The following is a 23,361-nucleotide window of genomic DNA, read 5'->3' on the forward strand; positions in this document are numbered from 1 at the left end:
TAAATTTGTTTTCACAAATTTATGTCCGCCACACCCCAAAAAAGGTGCGATAATACAAAACCTCGCCCCCTGAAACCTGCTTTTATTTTGCCCTATGGCTTATTATCCCTAACTTTGTCGGCCGAATTCGCAAAAACATTTCTGATACCGCCCAATGGAACAATTGTCACCCATAATGCTTGCCGGGACAGGCAGTGATGTCGGCAAAAGTCTGATAGCAACCGGACTCTGCCGTATTTTCAGGCAGGATGGCTATAATCCTGCGCCCTTCAAGGCTCAGAATATGGCTCTCAACTCCTATGCCACACCCGACGGGCTTGAAATCGGACGCGCCCAAGCCGTTCAGGCCGAGGCTGCAGGGATAGCATGCAGCACCGATATGAATCCGATTCTGCTTAAGCCATCAGGCGAGCACACTTCACAGATTGTCATAAACGGACGTCCCGCAGGCAACCGCGACTCATATTCCTATTTCCGCAAGGAGGGACGCGAAGAGCTGCGCAAGGTTGTCCACGAAGCGTTCGACCGTCTGTCGCACCGTTTCAACCCGATAGTGATGGAAGGTGCGGGAAGCATTTCGGAAATAAATCTCAGAGACAGCGATCTGGTCAACATGTCAATGGCCGGACATGCCGACGCCGGCGTGATACTCGTGGCCGACATCGACCGCGGAGGCGTGTTTGCAAGCGCCTATGGCTCGATCATGCTACAGCCCGAAGAGGACCGGCGACGCATCAAGGGCATAATCATCAACAAATTCCGTGGCGACCTGAGATTGTTTGAAAGCGGAAAGCGGATGATGGAGGAAATATGCGGAGTCCCTGTCCTCGGTGTCGTCCCCTATGCCGGTGACATACATATTGAAGAGGAGGACTCGGTGGCTCTGGGTCTGAAGGCCACAAAAAGCGCCCCCGACAAGGTAAATGTCGCAGTCGTATTGCTCAGACACATTTCGAATTTCACGGATTTCAATGTTCTCGAACGCAATCCCGACGTGAATCTCTTCTATACAAACAATCCCGCCGACCTATCGTCGGCCGACATCATCATCCTGCCCGGAAGCAAATCGACTCTCTCAGACCTCTATGAACTGCGTCGCAGCGGGCTTGCCCAAGCAATCGTCAGAGCAAGAGACAACGGCAAGACAGTCATCGGAATCTGCGGAGGCTATCAGATGATGGGCATCGAGGTCTGTGACCCGGACGGAGTCGAAGGCAAGCTCAACAGCCTTCCCGGACTCGGTTTGCTGCCGGTGAAAACCGTGCTTACCGGGACGAAGGTGACACGTCAGGTCAGTTTCCGTTTCCTCGGAGACGAAAATCTCTGCAACGGCTACGAAATCCACATGGGACGGACCGAGGCCGACAAGACAGCCACACCCCTGAACACTATCTGCGATGACGGGACTGCCGACGGCTGCTTTGCCGACAACCGTTGTTTCGGCAGCTACATCCACGGTCTGCTCGACAATGCGACTGTGGTCAGCTATCTGATTTCGCCATATCTGAAAGAGGAACGAAGCGAAAATTTCGACTACGCAGCCTTCAAAGAAAAACAATATGACCTGCTTGCCGAACATCTGCGGAGACATATTGATATCGACACACTCTATAAAATCATGATGCGCCATGATTGACGGACACGGAGACGACTCATTTCGTTATGGCACACGCATACGCCATAATTTCAGCACAAACATCTGCTCGGATGTCGACCATTCGGCCCTGATTGACTTTCTGGCGAAAAAAGCTGCCTGCATCAAATCATATCCCGAACCACGACCTGAATCAATCGAAGCACGTATAGCCGGAAAGCTCGGGATTGATAAAGACAATGTCATGGTGACTAATGGAGCGACCGAGGCCATCTATCTCACAGCCCATCTGTTTCAAGGCGGAAAGTCGGCCATCGTCAGCCCGACATTCCGCGAATATCAGGATGCGTGCGCGATTTATGGACATTCGGTCACATTTATCAGCTCGCTCGCCGAAATTCCTGCCGACACCACCTGCGTGTGGCTATGCAATCCCAACAACCCTACGGGTGTGACTATTGACAGAGAGTCGCTACTTGACACGGTGGCCGCAAATCCGGCAACCGTTTTTATCGTTGACCAAGCCTACAGCGACTACACCTTGCAGCCTCTTCTGACTTCGGCCGAAGCTGCCGGAATCAATAATCTCGTGCTTCTAAGCTCGCTCACCAAGCGATTTGCAGTGCCGGGCCTCAGGATAGGCTATGCAGTCGGCTGCAAAAATCTGATGTCGGAAATCGGGAAAATGCGGATGCCTTGGTCGGTCAACCAGCTTGCGATAGAAGCAGCCGGATTTCTACTCGACCACAGTGACGACTATGTGATTGATGCCCGCAGCCTCCACTCAGAGGCACACAGAATCAGAAAAGCCTTGGAAGAACTGGAAATCACATCGACCGACACTGACTGTAATTTCTTCCTTGCAAAACTTCCTCACGGAAAAACGGCCTCGCAGCTGAAAGATTTTCTTATCGACAGCTATGGAATCCTCATCCGCGATGCCTCTAATTTCGAAGGCCTCGACGAAAGCTATTTCCGCATCGCCTCACAACGCCCCGAAGAAAACGATTTACTTATAACAGCTTTAAGAGAATGGATGTCGCAATCATAACCCTGCTTCCCCTGCTCCTCGCATGGTGTCTCGATCTGATTTTCGGAGATCCCGCACGTCTGCCACACCTGATAGTCGGATTCGGAAAATCAATCTCGTTTTTTGAACACCGTCTCAACAAAGGTCGGCACAGGACGGCTAAAGGTGCATGCGTGGCCATCGTACTGATCCTGTCCGTATATCTTGCGACACGAGGACTTCTCCATCTCCTCTCGCCATGTATATGGCTAAAAACAGCCGTCGAAACCATGATGATATTCTACTGCCTTGCAGGGACGACACTCATACGCGAAGTGAAGATGGTCTTCAAGGCTCTTGACCGTTCGCTCGATGCCGGACGCAGACAGGTGGCGCGTATTGTCGGCCGCGACACTGGACAGCTTTCCGCTACTGAAATCAGGACGGCCGCACTCGAAACCCTGTCCGAGAACCTGAGCGACGGTGTGATTGCTCCATTGTTCTGGTATGCCCTGCTCGGTGTGCCCGGAATGGTGGCATATAAGATGGTCAATACGCTCGACTCTATGATCGGCTACCGCAACGCGCGCTATAAGGATTTCGGATGTGTGGCTGCACGAATCGACGACGTGGCCAACTTTATTCCCGCACGCCTGACAGCACTGCTGATGGTAATCGCGGCCGGACAGCCGAGTCTGTTCGGTTTCGTCAGACGCTTCGGAAGCCGGCATGCAAGCCCCAACAGCGGTTATCCGGAAGCAGCCCTCGCCGGAATACTCGACTGCCGCTTCGGAGGCCCTCACGACTATTTCGGCGAGACGGTCGACAAGCCGTTCATCGGAGAAAACGAACGGGAACTAACCTCAGCCGACATGCACACAGCACTGCGCGTCAACCGCGTGGCCGAAACGATGGCCGTGATTCTTGCAGGCGGCACACGGCTGCTATTGCTTTAGTCAGTCACACGACCAATTTGCTTTACCTTGATAATATATAATGGTAATATCGGCGCGGAGGGATGTCTAATCCAATTCAATCTCGATGATTTCACCATAGCCGGGCTGACGGGCAAAAGCTTCCTCATCGGTCAGACCGCATAGCGTGGCAAGGGCGTGAATCATGATGCCTCCGTGTGTGAAGATAGCCACAGAACCGTAGCCCGAAGCACGCAGGTCGCTGATGAAATCAAGGAATCGCTCACGCTGCTCCATCGACGATTCGCCTCCGGTGGGTCGGACGTTAAGAAAATCGGCATACCACAATTCAATACGCGGATCTGTAATCTCGTCATAACGCTTCATCTCCCATTCGCCGAAATTCATTTCCATGAGACGACGGTCAAGCCGAGGATTTACATATCCACATCTGCGAGCCAGTTTCACACAACGCGAAAGCGGACTTGAATAGACAGCATCGAACTTTAGTCCATTCAATCGCTCACAGACCTCATCAGCCTCAGTTTCAAAGCTATCGGCGACAGGGACGTCAGACTGTCCGTAGCACACACCCTTCGCTACCGCCACCGATGTATGGCGTATCAAGGTCAGCTTCATAGTCCGCAATGTAAGATTACAGCAATGCCAAGAATCATCGACAGCTCACACAGCAGACATGTCGCACCGCAGCAGTCTCCCGTATAACCGCCGATTTTTTTTGCCATCAGCAGCGACAGCATCATGCACATAGCTATCGGACATACTGTCGACAATGCCAGCCAAGGATTCAGCATCAGCATGAAAAACATCGGCAACACACCGCATATCATCTGAAAAACGAGCTGATACCAGCGCATACGCGAATATGAAATCTTGTTTTTCGCTCCCTCCGGCCGTGCATAGGGCAGAATATTGGTAATCTGACCGGCACAGAGTTTTGCAAACGGGTCGGCGGCAAATACGGTACACACGGCCACCACTGGATCAAATGAAGCAAAAAGGCTCACCCACAGGGCTATATAGCATATCAGTCCGATGACACCGTAGGTCCCGATATGAGAATCTTTCATTATCGAAAGAATTCGGTCCTTGTCACCTCCACATCCGAACGCATCGCAAAAATCAGCCAGACCGTCCTCATGGAGAGCGCCGGTCAGAAACAAGCGCCCGACAAGCGCAAGGATGACAGCCGTCGGCCACGGCATCGCAAACGAAAAGCAATACATGGCAAGGGCTGTAAGCCCACCTGTAATCCAGCCGGTCAGCGGCCAGTAGACCACCGCATCGGAATAGTCGGCCTGCGATGGATTCACCCATTTCCAGATCGGAAGACGGGTGAAAAGGATGAGCGCCGCCGCAAATTTTTTCATATCAGGAGGGTTTATTAGAAATATTTTGTCACATTCACATCCTTGAACGAATCCATGTGATTGATCATTCTGACAGCTGACTCTATGATAGGATAGGCACACACAGCGCCGGATCCTTCGCCGAGACGCAGGTCAAGATGAAGCAGCGCACGCACACCGAGATGTTCGAGCATCAGTTTGTGACCGCTCTCGTCGCCCTGATGGCCGAAGACGGCATATTCGAGCACTGTGGGACAAAGACGTGAAGCGGCGAGGATGCAACTCGTCATGATAAAGCCGTCGACTATTATCACCATGCCGAGTTCGGCAGCACGGAGCATAGCGCCGACAGCCATCACCATCTCATATCCTCCGAACCAAGCCATACGTGACTCCACAGAGCCGTCGCCGTCATAACGGGCGAGCGATTCGGACAGCACTTCATATTTATGGCGTATGCCGGCGGAGTCAAGTCCTGCGCCAGCACCGATACACTGCTCCAACGGTATGCCGGTGAAAAGATGCATCCACATTGACGACGACGATGTGTTGCCACTACCCATCTCACCGAAACTTACGATATTGCAATCAGTTGTGACATGGATTTCGTCGATTACCTCAGCGCCACGCTTAAGGCAAAGCTCAAATTCGTCGGCAGTCATAGCCGCCTCATGACGGAAATTGCGTGTCGATTTACGGACTTTTTTGTCAATGATGCCGTGACCGGCGGGAATGTCATAATCGACACCGGCATCAACGAGCACAAGGCGGAAACCGTGCTGGTCACAAAGGAAGTTGATGCCTGCCCCACCCTTTGAGAAATGTCCGAGCTGCTGCCATGTGACTTCTTTCGGTGAGACGCTTACACCTTCGGCTATCACACCATGATCCGCGGCAAAAAGCACATTGTGAGGTTGACGGAGTTCGGGTGTGAGGGTCTGCTGAATCATACATATACGTGCAGCGAGCTCTTCAAGGCGTCCGAGCGATCCTTTCGGCTTTGTAAGATTGTCAATCTTGTCTATGACACTGGCCTCGATAGCTGTGTCGACCGGTGGTATTGAAAATGTCATTATGATTGGTAGATTACTGTTATTTTATTTTAAGGTCTATGCCGGAGACGATGAAATGGACTTCGTCGGCAATCGAGGCGATGTGCTGATTGATTGAACCTTGCAAATCTGTAAACCGTCGCTGCATGGCGTTTTCAGCAACTCCGCCGAGCCCGATTTCATTTGTAACCATTATAAGGATCGCACCCGACGAGACAAGCACATCAAATGCCTTTTTCATCTCATCAAGCGCTCTCGTGCCATCCTCTCCACATTCAAAAAACCAATTGGTCGCCCAGAGAGTAACACAGTCAAACACCACCACATTCTCAGGAGTCAGCCTGATGCCATCGACATGAAGCGGCTCTTCAAAGGTGGTCCACTGCTGACCGCGACGCTGCTTGTGGACATCGACGCGATGACGAAAATCCTCATCAAAGACCTGAGCTGTGGCTATATAGAAAGGATTGCCCGAAAGAGACATGGCAAGACGTTCGGCAAACAAACTCTTGCCTGAACGCTGCCCCCCGGTTATCATTATTATCATCGTTCCTTTTATGATTTTGCTTTCCTTGCAAAATTACAAATTATTCCGACTCCGGGCAAGCTGACGTTAATTTCGAGCATAATTCAAATCATAATGAATGTAACCGATAATCAGGAATTTTTCACTCTGAAAGTTTGCTAATTATGAGATAAAGCCTTAAATTTGTGACATAAACATTTGAAGTCATGATACATTCAATACCCAATCCACCTATGGACAGAGCCGATATCGCTCGCTTCCGTGACACTCTGGAGAAGCATCTCCGGGGAGACTTCAGTGCGGAAGAAAAACATCGGATTGAAGCACGTCAGGCTCGAACAAAAGCAAACGCCAAACGAATCATTTCTAATTGTGGAGGAAAGAACCCCTTGCTTGGATATTGATTTCCAAATCAGACTCATGACAGATGCAGACTATGCGAATATGGCTGTATTTTCATGCGGTGTTGAAAATTTGGACAATTTTTTTCATCACGAGGTAAAGGAATGCGTTGACCACCATTATCTTTCTGCATACTGTGCATTCCTTAATTCAGGGGAAATTGTAGCTGTTTTCACTTTAATGAATGACGCTCTTATGATTGCCGGACAAGTGGAAAAAGAAGATTTTATTGACGATATGAGGTTTGATACAGTAATGATATCGTTGACTTTTTCAAACGTCAATCATCATATCCGGCCATCAATATCGGACATCTCGGAATATCAACTTATCACCAAAGATGTGGTATAGGCTCTGCGATAATAGACCTTGTAGCCGATACATTTTCAAACTACAGTCAGGCCGGATGCCAATTTATAACCGTTGACGCACTTAACAATGAAAAAGCGATTCGCTTTTATCTTAATAATCAATTCAATTTCCAGACAAACCGAGACCATTACTCTACCACAAGACGCATGTATCGCATATTATAAGATATTCGCCTACTGATGATTCCGACTCCGGGCAAGCTGACGTTTCACGTTCCTGCGGCTCGCCATGATGTAAAAAGCACTGAATATGCCGGTAGCCACGAGGATTATAGCCTGAAAACTCCAGCAGACAATCGAATATGCCGCACCGTCGCTGTCGCTGATTCCAAACAGACTCAATGCGAACATTACAGCGATGTTCCACGGCCCGAGACCGCCGTTTGAGGGAACGGCCATGCTACACGACCCGAAGACAAACACTACCAGTCCCGGCACAAGTCCCAGAGGGTAGGCCGAATGAGTGACAAGCTCACGCGTAAACGGGAAGGCAAAGAAACACACATAGGCCTCGAAGAAATAACAAATCCATATCCCGAGGGTCAGAATGAGATAGAGCCCTGTACCTTTCATGTGGAACAACACCTTGAAACCGTCCCATATCCTTACAATACTTGCATTGATACCCTTGACAAACGAGGTGTTACGGAAAATTCGGTCACATACGACCAAAAGAGCTATCACAGCGATAACCACAACCCACATGACACCATCGGTCATCACTCTATGTATATCTTCGCCGATCGGATAACGGTCAAGAAACCTGTCCATAGCAGGATGTGCCACAAAAAGGGTCAGAATGATTATAAGAAATATCATTATGCCGTCCGACGCCCTGTCGCCAAGGTCCGTGCCGACAACTGTCGACAGTTTACACCCCTCACGACGGCTGATGTAGACACAACGCCATGCCTCACCAAGAAACGGAAACACGAGATTCAACGCATATGCCCCGAAAATCGACACACTCTCTGCGACAACCGGGATACGAGGTATGCCGGCCGCACGCAACTGGATTCCCCAGCGGATGCCACGTATGATGTGTGACAAAACTGTCAGTGCCATCATTGCTATGATATAGCGATAATCGACACCCTGTTTTATTATCGACTCGATCTGATGGATGTTTACCTTATGAAACAGCCATAAGATAAGCCCTGCCGAAACAGCCAACGGCAGGATGACCTTGAGCACGCGCCCGACAATTTCAAATCGGCTGCGGCGGGAGACCGGGGATGTAGGAGTAGATGTCTGCACGTAGATTTAACAATCTTATTATGAAAAGGGATTGGTCATGACTGAAATTTCATTCCAAATATCCCTTCAGCTTATACGTCAAGACTTTGCAGGACGCAGGAGCTCAATCCAGTAACCGTCGGGGTCTTCAATGAAATATATCCCCATAGCAGGATTCTCATAACACACCACACCCATCTGCTTGTGAAACTCATGGAGACTTTCATAGTCCTGCCCGGCATCAAGACGGAGCGCAAGATGTGTTTCGTTCTCTCCAAGGTCATAGGCCTGCGGATGGTCGCGCATACAAGTCAGCTCAAGGCGAAAGCCGGTAGTGCCGTCGCCCATATAGGTGATTGTAAAAGCTCCGTCCGGGCCGTCGATATGTCCGACCTCCTTAAGCCCCAATGCCTTCTGATAGAATTCCATCGAACGGTCACGGTCAGCTACATTGATATTGTAATGATCGAAATGAAGTTTGAAATCCATTGTAAAAAATTTTAGAATACATCTATTATACCCTAAGCCGACGCAAAAAGTTCATATCCGGCAATAGAAACTTTTCCGAGTAAAATAGCACCTAACATTGCAAAACGAACTTAATATGAAAATACATAAAGCTCTTCCGCGACATGAATTCCATCAAAGGTTGAGCGTTTATCACAAATAATTGCCATCTTTGCACTTTAATAAAGTTTCTATGACAAATTCTCATACCGACACACCGGACATCAACCACACTGAGACCGCATATATCATCCGTGAATGCCGTGAGGCTGATTATTCCGCACTCGTTGACCTGTGGGAACGGTCGGTGCGCGCGACACATGCCTTTCTAAGCGAGGATGACATCAGTGAAATAAAATCAAAACTTGCCTCAGAATATTTTCCGGCCGTTGACATCCACATTACGGATGTCAACGGAATCCCGGCCGGCTTCATCGGTGTGGCCGGAGACAAAATCGAGATGCTCTTTATCGACTCCGTCTGTCAGGGCAAAGGCTACGGGACAGCACTGCTTGATTTCGCCATCGGGAAAGGCGCTAAGCTCGTCGATGTCAACGAACAGAATCCCGCAGCACTCGGATTTTACGAATCCAAAGGATTCAGAACCGTCAGCCGGGATGCGACCGACGATGCCGGCCGGCCGTTCCCCATACTCCATCTGTCGCTATGACACGGACAGGCTGAATCAGTAGCAATATATGTCCATATCTCAGGCAAAGATTTCCATTTATCGCAGTAATTGCCTAACTTTGCCTAACCATGAAGTTCAGCCAGATTCCAGACCACGAGAATGTAAAGCGACAGTTGCGCGACATGGTCGCCGACCATCGCATCCCCCACGCCCTGCTGCTCCACGGACCGGCAGGTATAGGTAAATTTCTGATAGCACGCACTTTCTCTCAATATCTCCACTGCCAGTCACCGCTGCCCGAAGGAGAGCCGTGTGGAGAATGCCCTGCGTGCCGTCAGCACGAATCGTTCAACCATGTCGACAGCCTATACGTGTTTCCTGTCGTCAAGACCGACAAACTGAAAGCACCTGTTTCCGACGACTACATGACCGAATTCAAGGAGTTTGTCGGAGCAAACCCGTTTATGGATTTCGAGCGCTGGACAGGATATTTCGAAAAGAAAAACGCCCAGCCGGTCATCTATGTCAGCGAAAGCGAAGCGCTCGAACAACGGCTTTCGGTCACGACGACAGTGTCGAAATACAAGACCGTCATCATCTGGCTACCCGAAAAGATGAACGAACAGACGGCCAACAAGCTGTTGAAACTGATTGAAGAACCATTCTCCGACACAATCTTCCTGCTCGTTTCCGACAACGTCAAGGCAATCCTGCCGACCATATATTCACGATGCCGTCCGATCGAAATGAAACGTCTGAGCGACGAGACAATCGCATCCTATCTGACATCGCGTCTTGCCATCGACCCGCAGGACGCTCTCGCCATGGCCCACATAGCCGCAGGCGATATCAACAGTGCCCTCCGCGCGATGGATGCGACAAGTGTCAGCCGCATGTTCTTCGACTATTTCGTCAGACTGATGCGTCTGGCCTATCAGCGCGATGTCAAAGCCCTTAAAGAATGGAGCTCCGACCTTGCCGCGCTCGGCCGGGAGCAGGAAATCAAATTCTACGACTATGCCCAGCGGCTCATACGTGAGAACTTCGTGTATAACTTCCATGTGCCCGACCTCCTCTACCTCAACCGCGAGGAAGCAGGCTTCAGCAAAAATTTCGCCCGCTTCATCACAGAGAACAACGCCGAAAAAATCATCTCTGAAATGGACCGCGCAATCACCGACATTGCGGGCAACGCCAACGGAAAGATTGTCAATTTTGACTTCGCAATAAAGATGATCATCCTCATCAAGAATTTCTGATACCTCTCCAGCGACACACACTATGACACCATTTCTCCAGCAGGTAGCCTCGGTATATATCAACAACGAACTTCCACGGCTCGCAGACTATTGCTTCGTCTTCCCCAACAAACGCAGCGGTGTGTTCTTCCGCCACTACCTGTCACTCGAAGCAAAAGGCCGTCCGTTCATCATGCCGGAAATCGGCACTATCGCGGAAGTGACAAACCGCTTCTCGGCTCTGACCGAAGCTCCACGCCTCGACCAGCTGTTCATATTATATAATGAATACCGTGAACTGAGCGACGATGTGGTCGACTTCGACCAGTTCATTTTCTGGGGCGAGATGCTGCTCAACGATTTCAACGACGTCGACCTCTATCTTGTCGACCCGCATAAACTATTCGTCAACCTGAAACGCTTCCGCGAAGTCAGTTCCAACTATCTGACCGAGGAACAGGTTGAAATCATCAACCGTTACTGGGGCGAAAGATTCGTCCACACCAGCCCCGACGAATTCTGGACCCACATCCACCACCAGCCGACCTCGCTCGAAAGCAAGTTTCTGAAACTGTGGGAGGTGCTTGACACACTCTTCGAACGTTTCAAAAAACGTCTGCTCGACAACGGCATGGCCACCCGGGGAATGTTTGCCCGCAATGCCGTCAACTATCTGAGCCGGGGAGGAGACTCACGCCTGCCGTTTGAAAGATATATCTTCGTCGGGTTCAACGTGCTCACACTCTCTGAAATCAAGATATTCGAGAAACTTCAGGCCAAAGGCATCGCCGATTTCTACTGGGACATGGCATCGCCGGCCTTCAGCGACGAAGGCAACCGCGCAGCCTTTTTCATGCGCCGCAATGTGGAGTGTTTCCCATCGCTCTACAACCTTGCGGAGCTATATCCCGAAACGCCGACATTCCCCTACATCCACATCACAGGTGTGCCAACGGCATTCGGACAGACAAAAGCCGCCGGAATCCAGCTGAAACAATGGATTGACGACGGAACGGTCGCAAATCCCGGCAATGCCATCGACACGGCAGTGGTGCTGCCCGACGAATCGCTTTTCATCCCGATGATCCACGCTGTCCCGACAGCCATCACCGCCCTCAACGTCACAATGGGCTTTCCGCTGAAAAGCACCTCAATCTCATCGCTCATGTCGGCCATTGTCGCACTTCACCTGCGGGCTTCGCGCTCACGCGAAGAATGGAGTTTCTTCTACGAGGACCTGCGGTCAGTGCTCACCCACCCTCTCCTGCAGGCAATCGACCCTGACGGATGCAACGCACTGCTCAGACTGATGCTCGACCGAAGGCTCTACATGGTCCCGGTGTCGAAAATCACCGAGACCGCCCCGGCGCTCGCATTCGTGTTCAGCCCCGTGCGCGACACAAACGGAGTCAATGAGGTCCACTCTTATTTTTTCCAACTTATCGAAGGACTTCGCGCATACACACTCGGCCACAAGGAGCTGAAAATCGAAAACTATTTCCTCGACACTTATCTCGTAGAGCTTGAAAACCTCCGTGCGGCATGTTCACGATGGAACATCACCATGCGCGACAAGACCTTCATCGAACTGCTCCAGCGGACCATCTCGTCGGTCAGCGTACGTTTCACCGGCGAACCCCTTGCAGGACTTCAGGTGATGGGTGTGCTCGAAACCCGAGCGCTCGATTTCGATAAGCTCATCATGCTCTCGATGAACGAACATGTGTTCCCCCACAAGCAATACACCCGCTCGTTCATTCCCGACACACTGAGGAAGAGCTACGGCATGGCCACCACAGAACTTCAGGAATCCATATTCGCCTACTCGTTCTATCGTCTCATCTCGCGTGCGTCGCAGGTCAGACTCTTTTACGATGCCCGAACACTGAGCGGAAAGAACAGCGAAATCTCCCGCTACATAGCCCAATTGCTCTACCTCTTCCCTGAATGCAAAATCGACCACGACCTTGCATCGTTCACCACTCATCCGCTCGACGAGGAGACAATCTCGGTCGAAAAGAATGAGGGGATAATGAAAAAAATGCGTGAATTCACACCCGAAGGCGGCAAACGCACTCTCTCGGCAACAGCCATAAACGACTATATCAACTGTCCGCTCGCCTTCTATCTCAAACGCATCTGCCATCTCGACCTTGACGAAGATGTGATGGACTATATGGACTCAGGGACATACGGCAACATTCTGCACGAAGTGGCCGAACGGCTCTACAAAGAGCTGCGCGGCGACCGCGATGAAGTCAAGGTCACGTCAGAGATTCTCGACAGTTTCATCAAAGACGAGGTGAGGCTCGACACGATTATCACAGAGCTTATCAACGAAAATTACAACCGTCTGCCCAAAGGAGACCGCACTCCGCTCGTCGGCGAAAGTCTCGTGCTCGGGAAGGTGATGAAACACTTCCTCATCCTCATGTTCCGTCGCGAGAAGGAAATCGCACCATTTGACTTCATCGACGGCGAGCACAAGGTCGAGGCGACAATGAAGATTTCAGACGAGCTGACAATCAACATACTCCAATATATCGACCGAATCGACCGCATATATCCCGGCGGACGTTACGGCGAAGGGCTCGGACTGCTGAGAATCGTCGACTACAAGACAGGCTCTGACAAGACAGATTTCAACGACATCGACGACCTTTTCAATCCCGAGACCGACCACAGGCGCAAGGCTATCCTGCAGCTGATGTTCTACTGCAACGCATATGCCGGAAAAATCGGCTTTGACGGACCTATAATGCCGCAAATCTACTCGTTCAAAACCATGTCGACCACCGGCCTGCAAGCTCTGAAATATCAGAAAGACGATTTCACGGACTACCGCACAATCAACGAGGAGTTCATCGGACGCTTCAACGCCACTCTCACAGAAATGTTCGACCCGAATGTCCCGTTCACACAGGCCGTGGATGATTCCGCATGCAAGTTCTGCGGATTCAAGCCAATCTGCCGGAAACACTGAGCGATATACCTTATTTATAAATAAAATTATCAGAAGCCATCTGAGATTTCCGCGACACAGACGATGAAACTCTACATACACGTCCCCTTCTGCCACTCGAAATGCGCCTATTGCGACTTCTACTCAACACCCCGAAAGGAATGGATGGAAGCTTACACCGACGCGCTCATAAATGAATGGCATGTCCGCTCCGAAACTCTTGAAGAGGCTGTCGACACTCTATATTTCGGTGGAGGGACACCGTCGTCGCTACCACCTCAGCTGTTCAAGCGAATAATCGACGCACTCGACCTTGACCCACGGCTACTCCGTGAGGCAACAGTCGAGGCTAACCCGGAGGACGTGAGTGCGGATTGGGTGAGGTTTATCGTCAATGAGACACCTTTGCGACGTGTCAGCATGGGAATCCAGTCGTTTGACGACTCGGAACTGCATACTGTAGGCCGACGGCACACCGCCTCCCGTGCCATCGAAGCAGTCGAGACCCTGCGCGCTGAAGGAATCGCCAATATCAGCTGCGACCTCATCTATGGATTGCCCGGACAGGACATGAAGTCGTGGGAACGGTCGCTTTCAACGCTAACCGGTCTCAGGCCCGAACACATCTCGGCCTATCTGCTGTCATATGAACCCGGCACGCGCCTTTCGGTCATGCTTGACCAAGGCAAAATCACGGAAACGCCCGACGAAGTCGTCGAAACAATGTATGCACTTCTATGCGAAGCCACAGCAAAGGAGGGTTACCGCCACTATGAAATCTCAAATTTCGCCCTGCCGGGAAAGGAAGCAATCCACAACTCGTCATACTGGGACGGTTCGCCATACATAGGGCTCGGGCCGGGTGCGCATTCTTGGGACGGCACAAAGCGGTCGGCAAATCCATGCAATCTCAAAAAATATATCGACGGAAACGGCTCAGGCGTAAACGAGACGGAAGATGAAACGGTTGAAAATCTGTTCAACGACATGCTCATCACCCGTCTGCGGACAGCGCGCGGAATCAGCCTCGATGAAATCAGCGGAAAGTTCGGCTTGAAAATGGCCGAATCGTTCCAAAAAGAATCCTCGCCAATGGTGGAAGACGGACGGCTGATTCTCACTCCCGACAACCGATATGTAATCCCTGAAAGCCAATGGCTGACATCAAACTCCATTTTGCTCGAACTCATCAAAGTTTAAAACAACCTGTTCATAACTCAACCTGTTCATAACTAAAAATCAGATACCTCACGACCATGAAACGATTCAAACTGTTACTACCGGCTGTCATTGGCAGCGCCATTTTTATACAAGCCTCCGAACCGACACTCATCGGCCGACGCGGTTGCGGATATGCCATAGAGAACACAGCCGAAGCCTACAGAGAAGGCGCACGGCGTGGCTTCAGGATGATGGAAGCACATGTGCGCGCAACAGCCGACTCGGTGTTTGTCACATCACACGACGGCAAGACCGACCGTCTGGGAGGAAAAATGAAAATTGCGAACTCGACAATAGCCGAACTTCGCACCGAACGCTACACACAGACACGCGACAGCGCCACCTATGAAGGGTCGGGAATATGCACTGTCGGTGAATTTCTCGACATCTGCAAAGAAAACGGAGTCGCACCATTGCTCCATCTGAAAACATTTTCAAAGGACACGAAAGATTGCGGACATCTTTCACCTCTCGCAAGGCTTATCACAGAGAAAGGTGTTGCCGACAAATGCGTCATACTCACCTCCGAACCGGACTATATCGACTATCTGAGAGCCAACCATCCGGAAATCAGACTCCAGTTTCAGGCCGATGCAAAGTGGCAGGAGCGTTTCGAATGGTCGTGCTCACGCAAACTCGACGTGCAGATACGCGCCGACCTCGTCGATGCCGACTGTGTGAAACGCTACCATGACGCAGGCGTAAAAGTCAACGTGTGGACAGTCAACACACCTGAGGAATATACGAGACTCAAAAACTGCGGAGTCGACTATATGGTGACGGACTATATCGTGCCATAGCGGTCAAATGTGTCATTTCCACGCTGTTTTTAACATAGGGGCAAGAAAATTGCAAGCATTTTAACCGTGATGTGGCTCGGGGTTCGTGGAAATTGCGTAAATTTGCATCCGCTAATTTACGGCTAATCAAATTTGTGTACCGGCTATGCTTGACATGCTTAAATTTTCACGAAAACCTTACAAGGTAGGTCTCGTCCTCAGCGGAGGGGGAGCACGTGGGTTCGCACATGCAGGGGCATTGCTCGCACTTGAGGAAGTAGGCATCAAACCCGACATAATCGCCGGTGTCAGCGCAGGCTCAGTCGTGACAGCAATGTATGCCTCGGGAATCGCCCCGGAAGAAATTGTGACCGCATTCAGCAATATGTCTTTCGGAAACCTTGCGGAACTTGGAGTGCCACGCGACGGATTTTTCTCAATGGACGGCTTCAAGAAATTCCTTAAGAAGCAGATTAAATATGAACGCATCGAGGATCTTCCGATTCCGGCACTCATCTGCGCGACCGACCTCGACAACAACAAGCCTGTGGCATTCTCGGAAGGCAGTATCGTTGACTGCGTAGCAGCATCGTGCAGCATACCCATCGTGTTCAAGCCAGTGAGAATCAACGGAGTGACCTATGTCGACGGCGGTGTGCTCGCCAACCTTCCGGCGTGGGCGCTCAGAGACAGCTGCAAATATGTCATCGGCATCAACTGCAGTCCCGTCCCCCGCAGAGGCAAGCCCAAATCAATCATGGACATTGCCCACCGGACATATGACCTTCTCGTAAAAAACAACTCGCAATCGCAGATGGAACTCTGCGACCTTGCCATCAGCATTGACGATGTCGCATCCTATAAGGTGTTCAACCTCAAAGAAATCCGGCGTGTGTTCCGCTCGGGTTACGACAACACTCTATCAGCGTTGCTTGATGCAGGCTTCACTTATCGAGGCCCTGTCAGAAAGAAATAGGAACATTTGATTATCAACACACAGCAGCAATATACAGTAAAGAAATATAATGGATCAGAAACCAGTCATCTATCAGCTTTTACCACGTCTCTTCACAAATACAAACACTCATTGTGTGCCCAACGGCACTTATTCACAGAACGGTTCGGGCAAAATGAACCATATCACCGATGCCATTCTATCCGGAATCAAGGAACTTGGGGTGACCCACGTATGGTATACCGGAATAATCGAACATGCTACCAAAACCGACTATAGCCGGTATGGCATCAAACCCGATAACCCTTATGTGGTCAAAGGTCAGGCCGGTTCGCCTTATGCAATAAAAGACTATTATGACATCGACCCTGACCTTGCGGAAAATGTCGAAGACCGTATGGGCGAATTCGAGGCACTCGTCGCCCGCACCCATGACGCTGGTCTCGAGGTTATAATCGATTTCGTGCCCAACCACACAGCACGCTGCTACAACAGCGACGCCAAACCCGCCGGTGTAAAGGATTTCGGGGAAGATGACAACACTGAAATGTTTTTCAGCCCCAATAACAACTATTACTATATGACCCGCCAGCTTTTTGCCCCGTCAATCGACCTCGGCACAGGCAAGAAAGCCTACATCGAATTTCCGGCAAAAGCTACGGGCGATGACTGTTTCTCGGCATTTCCGTCAGTCAACAACTGGTATGAGACAGCGAAACTCAACTACGGACGCGATCCGGGCAACTGGAGCACTCACTATCAGCCGATTCCTGACACATGGATGAAGATGCTCAACATACTTCGGTTCTGGGCATCGAAAGGCGTGGATGCATTCAGATGTGACATGGCCCACATGATTCCTCTCGAATTCTGGCAGTGGGTTATCCCAAATGTCAAGGACCGCTATCCGAGAATCAAATTCATAGCCGAGCTCTATGACGTCAAAATCTACCGCGACTTCATTGAAAAGGGAGGCTTCGACTATCTCTATGACAAAGTGAACCTCTACGACACACTGCGCGGCATACAGTGTTCAAACTTCTCGGCTGCGACAATCACCAACTGCTGGCAGACAGTCGAGGGAATCTCCGCACACATGCTTAACTTCCTTGAGAATCACGACGAACAGCGCTTCGGTTCGAAATTCTATGCCAGAGATCCAGCAAAAGTTATCCCGTCGCTCGTCATCAGCTCGATGATATCAACCGGTCCGATGATGATATATGCAGGACAGGAACTCGGCGAACAGGCGACCGACACGGAAGGATTCAGCGGTTATGACGGACGCACGACAATATTTGACTACTGGAGTGTGGCAACCCTGCGCCGATGGTACAACCACGGCAATCCTGACGGATCGCAGCTCACTCCCCGCGAACGCTGGCTGAGAGCCAAATACTGCACTATCCTCGGACTCTGCAACCGTGAACGTGCAATCTCCAACGGCCGTTTCTTCGACCTCATGTATGTCAACTATCAAAATCCGACGCTCAATCCCCACCGCCAGTATGCGTTTATCCGTTCATATGACGGCGAAACGCTCATCATCGCGGTGAATTTCGCGGCTGATTCTTGTGACCTCGCAATCAATATTCCTCGCCATGCGTTCGACATGCTCAACATCCCCGAAGGAGAGGTGTTCGCCACCGAACTCATCACACGCCAGCAGGACATCAAGGAGCTACGTGCGACAAAGCCGTTCAGAACAATGATTCCTCCCCACGATGCCGTGGTCTGGAAAATCAGACACCGTCAGGTGAAGCGCATTCCGAGCCGTTCATAAGAACTTTATCAACGAAAATTCCGCTCCATTTTCATCCCTGAGCGACTAAAAAAGCAACGGTCCGCATGTCTACCGAGACATGCGGACCGTTTGGTTTTTATCATTGTGTCACGCGTCCTTTAAAAGACGCATGTCGTCAGCATCACTTGCTGTTGGCAGGAAGAGTGCGATACTGCTCAGAGTAGCGGAGCACCTGAGGCAGATAGTCCTCCTCGTAGGTAATATTTACATCAGTTATATTTCCATCCTTGTCGGTCACAGGAGTGTAGACAGGGTTGACAAATCCCTTGTAGGGGGCGATGTTGAGAGTAGCATAGCGGTCAAGCACCTCTTTGTGGAGCTGGGGATCAACCTTTACAGCATAAGTCTCGACAAGATCGCGTCCGGCCTGATAGTCGCCTTCGCTCTTGATTCGCTGCACTTCGGCAAGGAGCTGTCCGAAAAGATCGCGGAGTTTGGCGTAATCATTAATCTTGATGTAGGTCTTGCCGTCGCGCTTCACCATTTCAATTACATTGTCTGCTTTACCCTTTTCATAAACCCATGCAGAAATAAGCTGGCGGTTACGCATGTGGGCTTCCTCGACATCCTTACCCGGCTCGATGCGCATGAGCTGAGTCATGAGACCGTTGAGGATGAACTTATAGTATTCAGCCTTGTAGGCATCAGGATTGTCAAGCAGACCAAGTTCGAGGAGCTTAGGATCGGCGAGATAGTAGAGGGCAAAGAGGTCGGCACGAGCTTCTTCGAGAGTCGAACCGTGGGCCTTGAGCGCATCGGGGTCTACACCGGGGAGCAGACGGCCGGAGGCATGACCAAGACATTCGTGAAGGTCGGTGTGAAGATTGTCGGTGATGAAGAGATACTTGTCCATGAGATCAGAGGTCTCCTTATCGATGACAAACTCTTCGTTGAAACCGTTGCCGTGAGAAGCCTCGTCGTAGGCCTGAGTGATGTTTTCAAGTGTAACCGATTTCGAACCGTGGGCAGCACGAATCCAGTTGGCATTGGGAAGATTGATGCCGATAGGAGTGGCAGGATATGCGTCGCCGGCAAGGATTGCAGCCGTGATGACCTTGGCGGTCACACCTTTCACCTTGTCTTTGCGGAAACGCGGATCGACAGGCGAGTTCTGCTCGAACCATTCGGCATTACCCGAGATAAGCTCTGTGCGGTGAGAAGCCTCTTCATTCTTAAAGTTGACAATCGATTCAAAAGCACCGGTCATGCCAAGGGGGTCACCGTAGCTCTCGATGAAGCCGTTGATGAAATCGACTCTCGATGCGGTGTCCTCAACCCAAGCAATCGAATAATCGTCGAATGCCTTGAGGTTACCTGTGGTGTAGAATTCGATAAGCTTGTTGATGACACCACGCTGCGTGTCATTCTCGGCATATTGCGCTGCCTTTCCGAGAAGATCGACAATGCGGGTGATGGCTTCGGAATACAGACCGCCTACCTTGTAGGTCTGCTCGACAACTTTGCCGTTTTCCTTGATGACACGGGTGTTCAGACCCCATGACACGGGAGTGGCGTCAGTTGTGTCCTTGAGAGCATTATAAAACTTCTCGACCTCGGCCTGAGTCACGCCGTCATAGAGATTGTTGGCAGATGTAGCGATCAGGTCCTGACCTTCGGCCTGATTCACACGCTTAGCCATTACGTTAGGATTGAAAATCACCTCATAGAGCGTGTCGATGTTTTCAGGTTGCTTGTCGGCGGGAAGCTTTGCAACATTCTCAGCAAGGAACTCGCGAGAGAACGCAGGTGTAAACTTGTCCATCGAGTAGTGGTGGTGGATACCGTTGGCAAACTCAATCTGTTTGAGATAAGTTTCAAGCGCCTTGAAATCCTTGCTGTCACGGTCGCCGTCATAAGACTTGTAGACATTCTCGATAAGGTCGCGTATCGCAAGATTGTATTTGCCGTTCTGATCCCAGAGCATATCACGGCCAGTGAGGGCTGCTTCGGTCAGATAGTAGATGAGTATGCGCTGCTGAGGAGTCAGATTCTCAAAATCAGGCACTTTATAACGAAGCACTTCAATGTCGGCAAAACGATCGACTGTATAGTCAAAATCGTCAGCCTTGACTTGGTCGGTTGCTTTTGACGCACACGACGTTATGGCTAATGCTGCCATAGCGGGAAAAATGAATTTGGTTAGTGACACGTGTATTAAGTATTAAGGATGAAGTATTAAATATTAAGTGTTAAGGAGGAAGTTACTACACACTTGTATTTATTCTACGTAGAGGACGAGGCCTTTGAGATATTCGCCTTCCGGATGATAGATGTTGACGGGATGGTCGGCCGGCTGGGTGAGCTGATGGAGAATGCGCACCCTGCGACCCGACATGGCAGCTGCGGTGAAGACGGCAAGACGGAACTGCTCCTTGCTGATGGCCTGCGAGCAGGAGAATGTGAAAAGAATTCCACCGGGCGCAATCTTCTCGAAAGCAGCAGCATTCAGACGGCGATAGCCGATCATCGCATTGCGTATTGCGCTGCGGTGTTTGGCAAACGCCGGGGGGTCGAGGACAATCAGGTCATATGCCCCCTTTTCCATACGGCCAAGGAACTTGAAAGCATCCTCGGCATATGACTTATGACGTTCGTCGCCCGGGAAGTTCAACTCTATATTGGCATCCGTAAGTGTGATTGCCTTAGCTGATGAATCGACCGAATGGACGAGTTCAGCACCTCCACGCATGGCATAGACAGAAAATCCGCCAGTGTAGCAGAACATGTTGAGCACCTTTGCCCCCTCGCTGTATTTCTGAAGGAGCGAACGGTTGTCGCGCTGATCCACGAAAAATCCGGTCTTCTGCCCCTTAAGCCAGTCGATGTTGAACTTAAGACCGTTTTCAACCGCGATATTCGTATCAAAGCCACCTATTATATAATCATTGACAGGATCAAGGCGCGCTTTGAAAGGCAGTGTGGTCTCAGACTTGTAATACACATTCCTGATGCCGGCGTCGGGCAAACGGGTAAGCTCACGGGCGATAATGTCGCGTGCGAAGTGCATGCCCGGGCTATGAGCCTGAAGCACAGCTGTATTTCCATAAATATCCACAACGCATCCCGGAAGGAAATCACCTTCGCCATGAACAAGGCGGAAAGTCGAATTGTCGGGGCGTATGAGACCGAGTTTCCTGCGCAGTTCCCATGCCTGCGACAAACGTTCGGCATAGAACGACGAATCAATCATCCGCTCTGAAGAATCGAGCATACGGACGGCTATCGAACCTATCTCATAGTGACCTACACCGAGTGAACGGCCGTCGGCTGCTTCGACACGCACAGTCTCGCCCTCTTCAAGTCCTTCGGGGAGGTGTGAAATCGCACCGGAAAATACCCACGGGTGGAAACGCAGGAGCGACTCCTCTTTTCCACGTTTGAGTGTGATGGTTTTAAGTTGTGATGACATATATCAATACAGTAATTTGCTGTGTTATTTAAAGAATGCCCGGAAGATGTCGTTGCCGTTGGCATAAAGCAGGAGCAGGAGCAGGAACGCCATGCCGACATACTGCGCGGCAATGAGGACTTTTTCGGGAGCTTGCTTGCCGGTGATGATTTCCCAAAGGAGGAACATCACGTGTCCACCGTCGAGTCCCGGAATGGGAATAATATTCATGAACGCGAGAGCGACCGAGAGGAAAGCGGTGATTTCCCAGAAGCTTAGCCAGTTCCATCGTTCAGGGAACATGTTGCCGATCGCACCGAATCCACCAATGCTCTCAGCACCTTCCTGCGAGAAGACATGACGCATCGAACTTACATAATTCGAAAGTGTGCTCGTACCGATTTCCCACCCCTTGGGGAATGACTCAAAGAAGTTGTAGCTGATGGTGACAGGCTCGTAGACAGCGGTCAGCGGACGGAGCTGGAAACCGAGTTTGCCATGGGAATTGGGCGTCATTTCAATCTTCAGAGTCTTTCCGTCGCGCTCAACCGTGACAGGGACTTTTTTGTCGGCATAGCTGCGGAGTGCCGCAGTCAGCTCTGAATATGACGGAGTCGGGATGGTGTCGACCGCAATGATATGGTCGCCCTCTTTCAATCCTGCCTTGGCCGCAGCCTCGCCGGGCACGATACGATCGATGTAGACAGGCAGACGGTAGGCAAGGAAACCTTTGTCGTCGTTCAGACGGAACAGGAAATCATCGGGAATGGCGATGTTGACCGTGTCCTTGTGGTTGCGGATGACAGTGACCACCTTCGCATCGGCCATCTTATAAGGATAGTCACCCTTCGAAGCGTCAAGCAGCTCTCCATCGGCCATGTAAGGGATGTCGCCGTTACGGAAACCCACCTTCTGGGCTGCCGGTGTGAAGTCGAAGCCCTCGGTTGCAGCATCAAACGGGATGTATTGCGAACCCCAGAGCATCGCTATGCCGGCATAGATAAGAATCGCAAGAATGAAGTTGAACATCACGCCGCCGAGCATGACGAGCAGACGCTGCCAGGCCGGTTTCGTGCGGAACTCCCACGGTTTTGGTTCTTGTTTCATCTGCTCGGTATCCATCGACTCGTCAATCATACCGGCAATCTTGCAATATCCGCCGAGCGGAAGCCAGCCTATGCCATATTCGGTGTCGCGCCACGAACTTTTATTCGGGTCAGCACCGGGTTTTGGCTTCGGTTTCCATTTGAAGAGTGAGAAATAAGGGTCGAAGAACATGTAGAACTTCTCGACCTTTATTCCGAATATGCGTGAGAATATGAAATGACCGAATTCATGTATGATTACAAGAAAGGCCAGAGCGACAATAAGCTGTAACGCTTTTATGAGAAATGTTTCCATT

General features: G+C 50.7%; 22 protein-coding genes. 13 read left to right on the plus strand and 9 right to left on the minus strand.

The window, feature by feature from the left end; genetic code table 11:
* Positions 1-154: 154 nt before the first annotated feature.
* Genes QZ311_RS06580 through cbiB form a run of 3 tightly spaced genes read left to right on the plus strand, consistent with a single transcriptional unit; the run spans position 155 to position 3,559 of the window.
* A complete protein-coding gene (locus QZ311_RS06580; RefSeq protein ID WP_297065729.1) occupies positions 155-1,636 on the plus strand; it encodes a cobyric acid synthase in 1,482 nt (493 codons plus the stop codon).
* Positions 1,629-2,645 (plus strand): aminotransferase class I/II-fold pyridoxal phosphate-dependent enzyme, encoded by a 1,017-nt coding sequence (locus tag QZ311_RS06585; protein WP_297065732.1) that lies wholly within the window; start codon positions 1,629-1,631, stop codon positions 2,643-2,645. Before QZ311_RS06580 ends, QZ311_RS06585 begins: the two co-directional genes overlap by 8 nt.
* On the plus strand, positions 2,627-3,559 hold the full coding sequence (gene cbiB / locus QZ311_RS06590; protein WP_297065734.1) for an adenosylcobinamide-phosphate synthase CbiB: 933 nt from the start codon (positions 2,627-2,629) through the stop codon (positions 3,557-3,559). The genes QZ311_RS06585 and cbiB overlap by 19 nt, the downstream gene beginning before the upstream one ends.
* Before the next feature lie 66 nt (positions 3,560-3,625).
* Here cbiB and cobC read toward each other — a convergent pair whose 3' ends face one another.
* Genes cobC through cobU form a run of 4 tightly spaced genes read right to left on the minus strand, consistent with a single transcriptional unit; the run spans position 3,626 to position 6,486 of the window.
* Positions 3,626-4,156 carry an alpha-ribazole phosphatase gene (cobC, locus tag QZ311_RS06595; RefSeq protein WP_297065737.1) on the minus strand — a complete coding sequence of 177 codons (531 nt, stop codon included), beginning with the start codon at positions 4,154-4,156 and terminating at the stop codon, positions 3,626-3,628.
* A complete protein-coding gene (gene cobS / locus QZ311_RS06600; protein WP_297065739.1) occupies positions 4,153-4,908 on the minus strand; it encodes an adenosylcobinamide-GDP ribazoletransferase in 756 nt (251 codons plus the stop codon). The genes cobC and cobS overlap by 4 nt, the downstream gene beginning before the upstream one ends.
* A gap of 14 nt (positions 4,909-4,922) precedes the next feature.
* Entirely contained in the window at positions 4,923-5,960 is a 1,038-nt protein-coding gene (cobT, locus tag QZ311_RS06605) for a nicotinate-nucleotide--dimethylbenzimidazole phosphoribosyltransferase (protein ID WP_297065741.1), read from the minus strand.
* Positions 5,961-5,979: 19 nt separating this feature from the next.
* On the minus strand, positions 5,980-6,486 hold the full coding sequence (gene cobU, locus QZ311_RS06610; RefSeq protein ID WP_297065745.1) for a bifunctional adenosylcobinamide kinase/adenosylcobinamide-phosphate guanylyltransferase: 507 nt from the start codon (positions 6,484-6,486) through the stop codon (positions 5,980-5,982).
* A 185-nt stretch (positions 6,487-6,671) separates the two neighbouring features.
* On the opposite strand from cobU, the gene QZ311_RS06615 reads away from it, so the two are divergent.
* From QZ311_RS06615 to QZ311_RS12440, 3 genes are read left to right on the plus strand one after another with little or no spacing between them, the layout of a single operon-like run.
* Positions 6,672-6,869: a hypothetical protein gene (locus tag QZ311_RS06615; protein ID WP_297065747.1), complete on the plus strand. Its 198-nt coding sequence runs from the start codon at positions 6,672-6,674 to the stop codon at positions 6,867-6,869.
* 16 nt (positions 6,870-6,885) lie between these two features.
* Positions 6,886-7,218 (plus strand): hypothetical protein, encoded by a 333-nt coding sequence (locus tag QZ311_RS06620; RefSeq protein WP_297065749.1) that lies wholly within the window; start codon positions 6,886-6,888, stop codon positions 7,216-7,218.
* Positions 7,215-7,403, plus strand: a complete 189-nt coding sequence (locus tag QZ311_RS12440; RefSeq protein WP_363323594.1) for a hypothetical protein — start codon at positions 7,215-7,217, stop codon at positions 7,401-7,403. Before QZ311_RS06620 ends, QZ311_RS12440 begins: the two co-directional genes overlap by 4 nt.
* 9 nt (positions 7,404-7,412) lie before the next feature.
* Here QZ311_RS12440 and QZ311_RS06625 read toward each other — a convergent pair whose 3' ends face one another.
* The gene (locus QZ311_RS06625) at positions 7,413-8,495 is read right to left on the minus strand and encodes a lysylphosphatidylglycerol synthase transmembrane domain-containing protein (RefSeq protein WP_297065752.1); all 1,083 of its coding nucleotides are present in this window, start codon (positions 8,493-8,495) and stop codon (positions 7,413-7,415) included.
* 78 nt (positions 8,496-8,573) lie between these two features.
* Positions 8,574-8,963 carry a VOC family protein gene (locus QZ311_RS06630; RefSeq protein ID WP_297065754.1) on the minus strand — a complete coding sequence of 130 codons (390 nt, stop codon included), beginning with the start codon at positions 8,961-8,963 and terminating at the stop codon, positions 8,574-8,576.
* A gap of 211 nt (positions 8,964-9,174) precedes the next feature.
* On the opposite strand from QZ311_RS06630, the gene QZ311_RS06635 reads away from it, so the two are divergent.
* The 7 genes from QZ311_RS06635 to QZ311_RS06665 all read left to right on the plus strand — a co-directional run bounded on the left by QZ311_RS06635 (position 9,175) and on the right by QZ311_RS06665 (position 18,550).
* Positions 9,175-9,651, plus strand: coding sequence for a GNAT family N-acetyltransferase (locus QZ311_RS06635; protein ID WP_297065757.1), 477 nt, complete (start codon positions 9,175-9,177; stop codon positions 9,649-9,651).
* Between the two features lie 89 nt (positions 9,652-9,740).
* A complete protein-coding gene (locus QZ311_RS06640) occupies positions 9,741-10,871 on the plus strand; it encodes a DNA polymerase III subunit delta' (protein ID WP_297065760.1) in 1,131 nt (376 codons plus the stop codon).
* Positions 10,872-10,893: 22 nt separating this feature from the next.
* Complete coding sequence (locus QZ311_RS06645; RefSeq protein WP_297065763.1) at positions 10,894-13,833, plus strand: PD-(D/E)XK nuclease family protein; 2,940 nt, start codon at positions 10,894-10,896, stop codon at positions 13,831-13,833.
* A 63-nt stretch (positions 13,834-13,896) separates the two neighbouring features.
* A complete protein-coding gene (gene hemW / locus QZ311_RS06650) occupies positions 13,897-15,012 on the plus strand; it encodes a radical SAM family heme chaperone HemW (protein ID WP_297065766.1) in 1,116 nt (371 codons plus the stop codon).
* 56 nt (positions 15,013-15,068) lie between these two features.
* Entirely contained in the window at positions 15,069-15,833 is a 765-nt protein-coding gene (locus QZ311_RS06655; protein ID WP_297065769.1) for a glycerophosphodiester phosphodiesterase family protein, read from the plus strand.
* A 154-nt stretch (positions 15,834-15,987) separates the two neighbouring features.
* Positions 15,988-16,788 (plus strand): patatin-like phospholipase family protein, encoded by an 801-nt coding sequence (locus tag QZ311_RS06660; RefSeq protein WP_297065772.1) that lies wholly within the window; start codon positions 15,988-15,990, stop codon positions 16,786-16,788.
* Between the two features lie 49 nt (positions 16,789-16,837).
* A complete protein-coding gene (locus QZ311_RS06665) occupies positions 16,838-18,550 on the plus strand; it encodes an alpha-amylase family glycosyl hydrolase (RefSeq protein WP_297065776.1) in 1,713 nt (570 codons plus the stop codon).
* A gap of 142 nt (positions 18,551-18,692) precedes the next feature.
* Here QZ311_RS06665 and QZ311_RS06670 read toward each other — a convergent pair whose 3' ends face one another.
* From QZ311_RS06670 to rseP, 3 genes are all read right to left on the minus strand, one after another.
* The gene (locus tag QZ311_RS06670) at positions 18,693-20,690 is read right to left on the minus strand and encodes a dihydrofolate reductase (protein WP_297065779.1); all 1,998 of its coding nucleotides are present in this window, start codon (positions 20,688-20,690) and stop codon (positions 18,693-18,695) included.
* A 99-nt stretch (positions 20,691-20,789) separates the two neighbouring features.
* Positions 20,790-21,980, minus strand: coding sequence for a class I SAM-dependent rRNA methyltransferase (locus QZ311_RS06675; protein WP_297065782.1), 1,191 nt, complete (start codon positions 21,978-21,980; stop codon positions 20,790-20,792).
* A 24-nt stretch (positions 21,981-22,004) separates the two neighbouring features.
* A complete protein-coding gene (gene rseP, locus QZ311_RS06680; RefSeq protein ID WP_297065785.1) occupies positions 22,005-23,360 on the minus strand; it encodes an RIP metalloprotease RseP in 1,356 nt (451 codons plus the stop codon).
* Between the last annotated feature and the right edge of the window lies 1 nt (position 23,361).

Origin of the sequence: uncultured Duncaniella sp., assembly GCF_910578445.1 — a bacterium.
In the GTDB taxonomy this organism is placed as follows: domain Bacteria; phylum Bacteroidota; class Bacteroidia; order Bacteroidales; family Muribaculaceae; genus Duncaniella.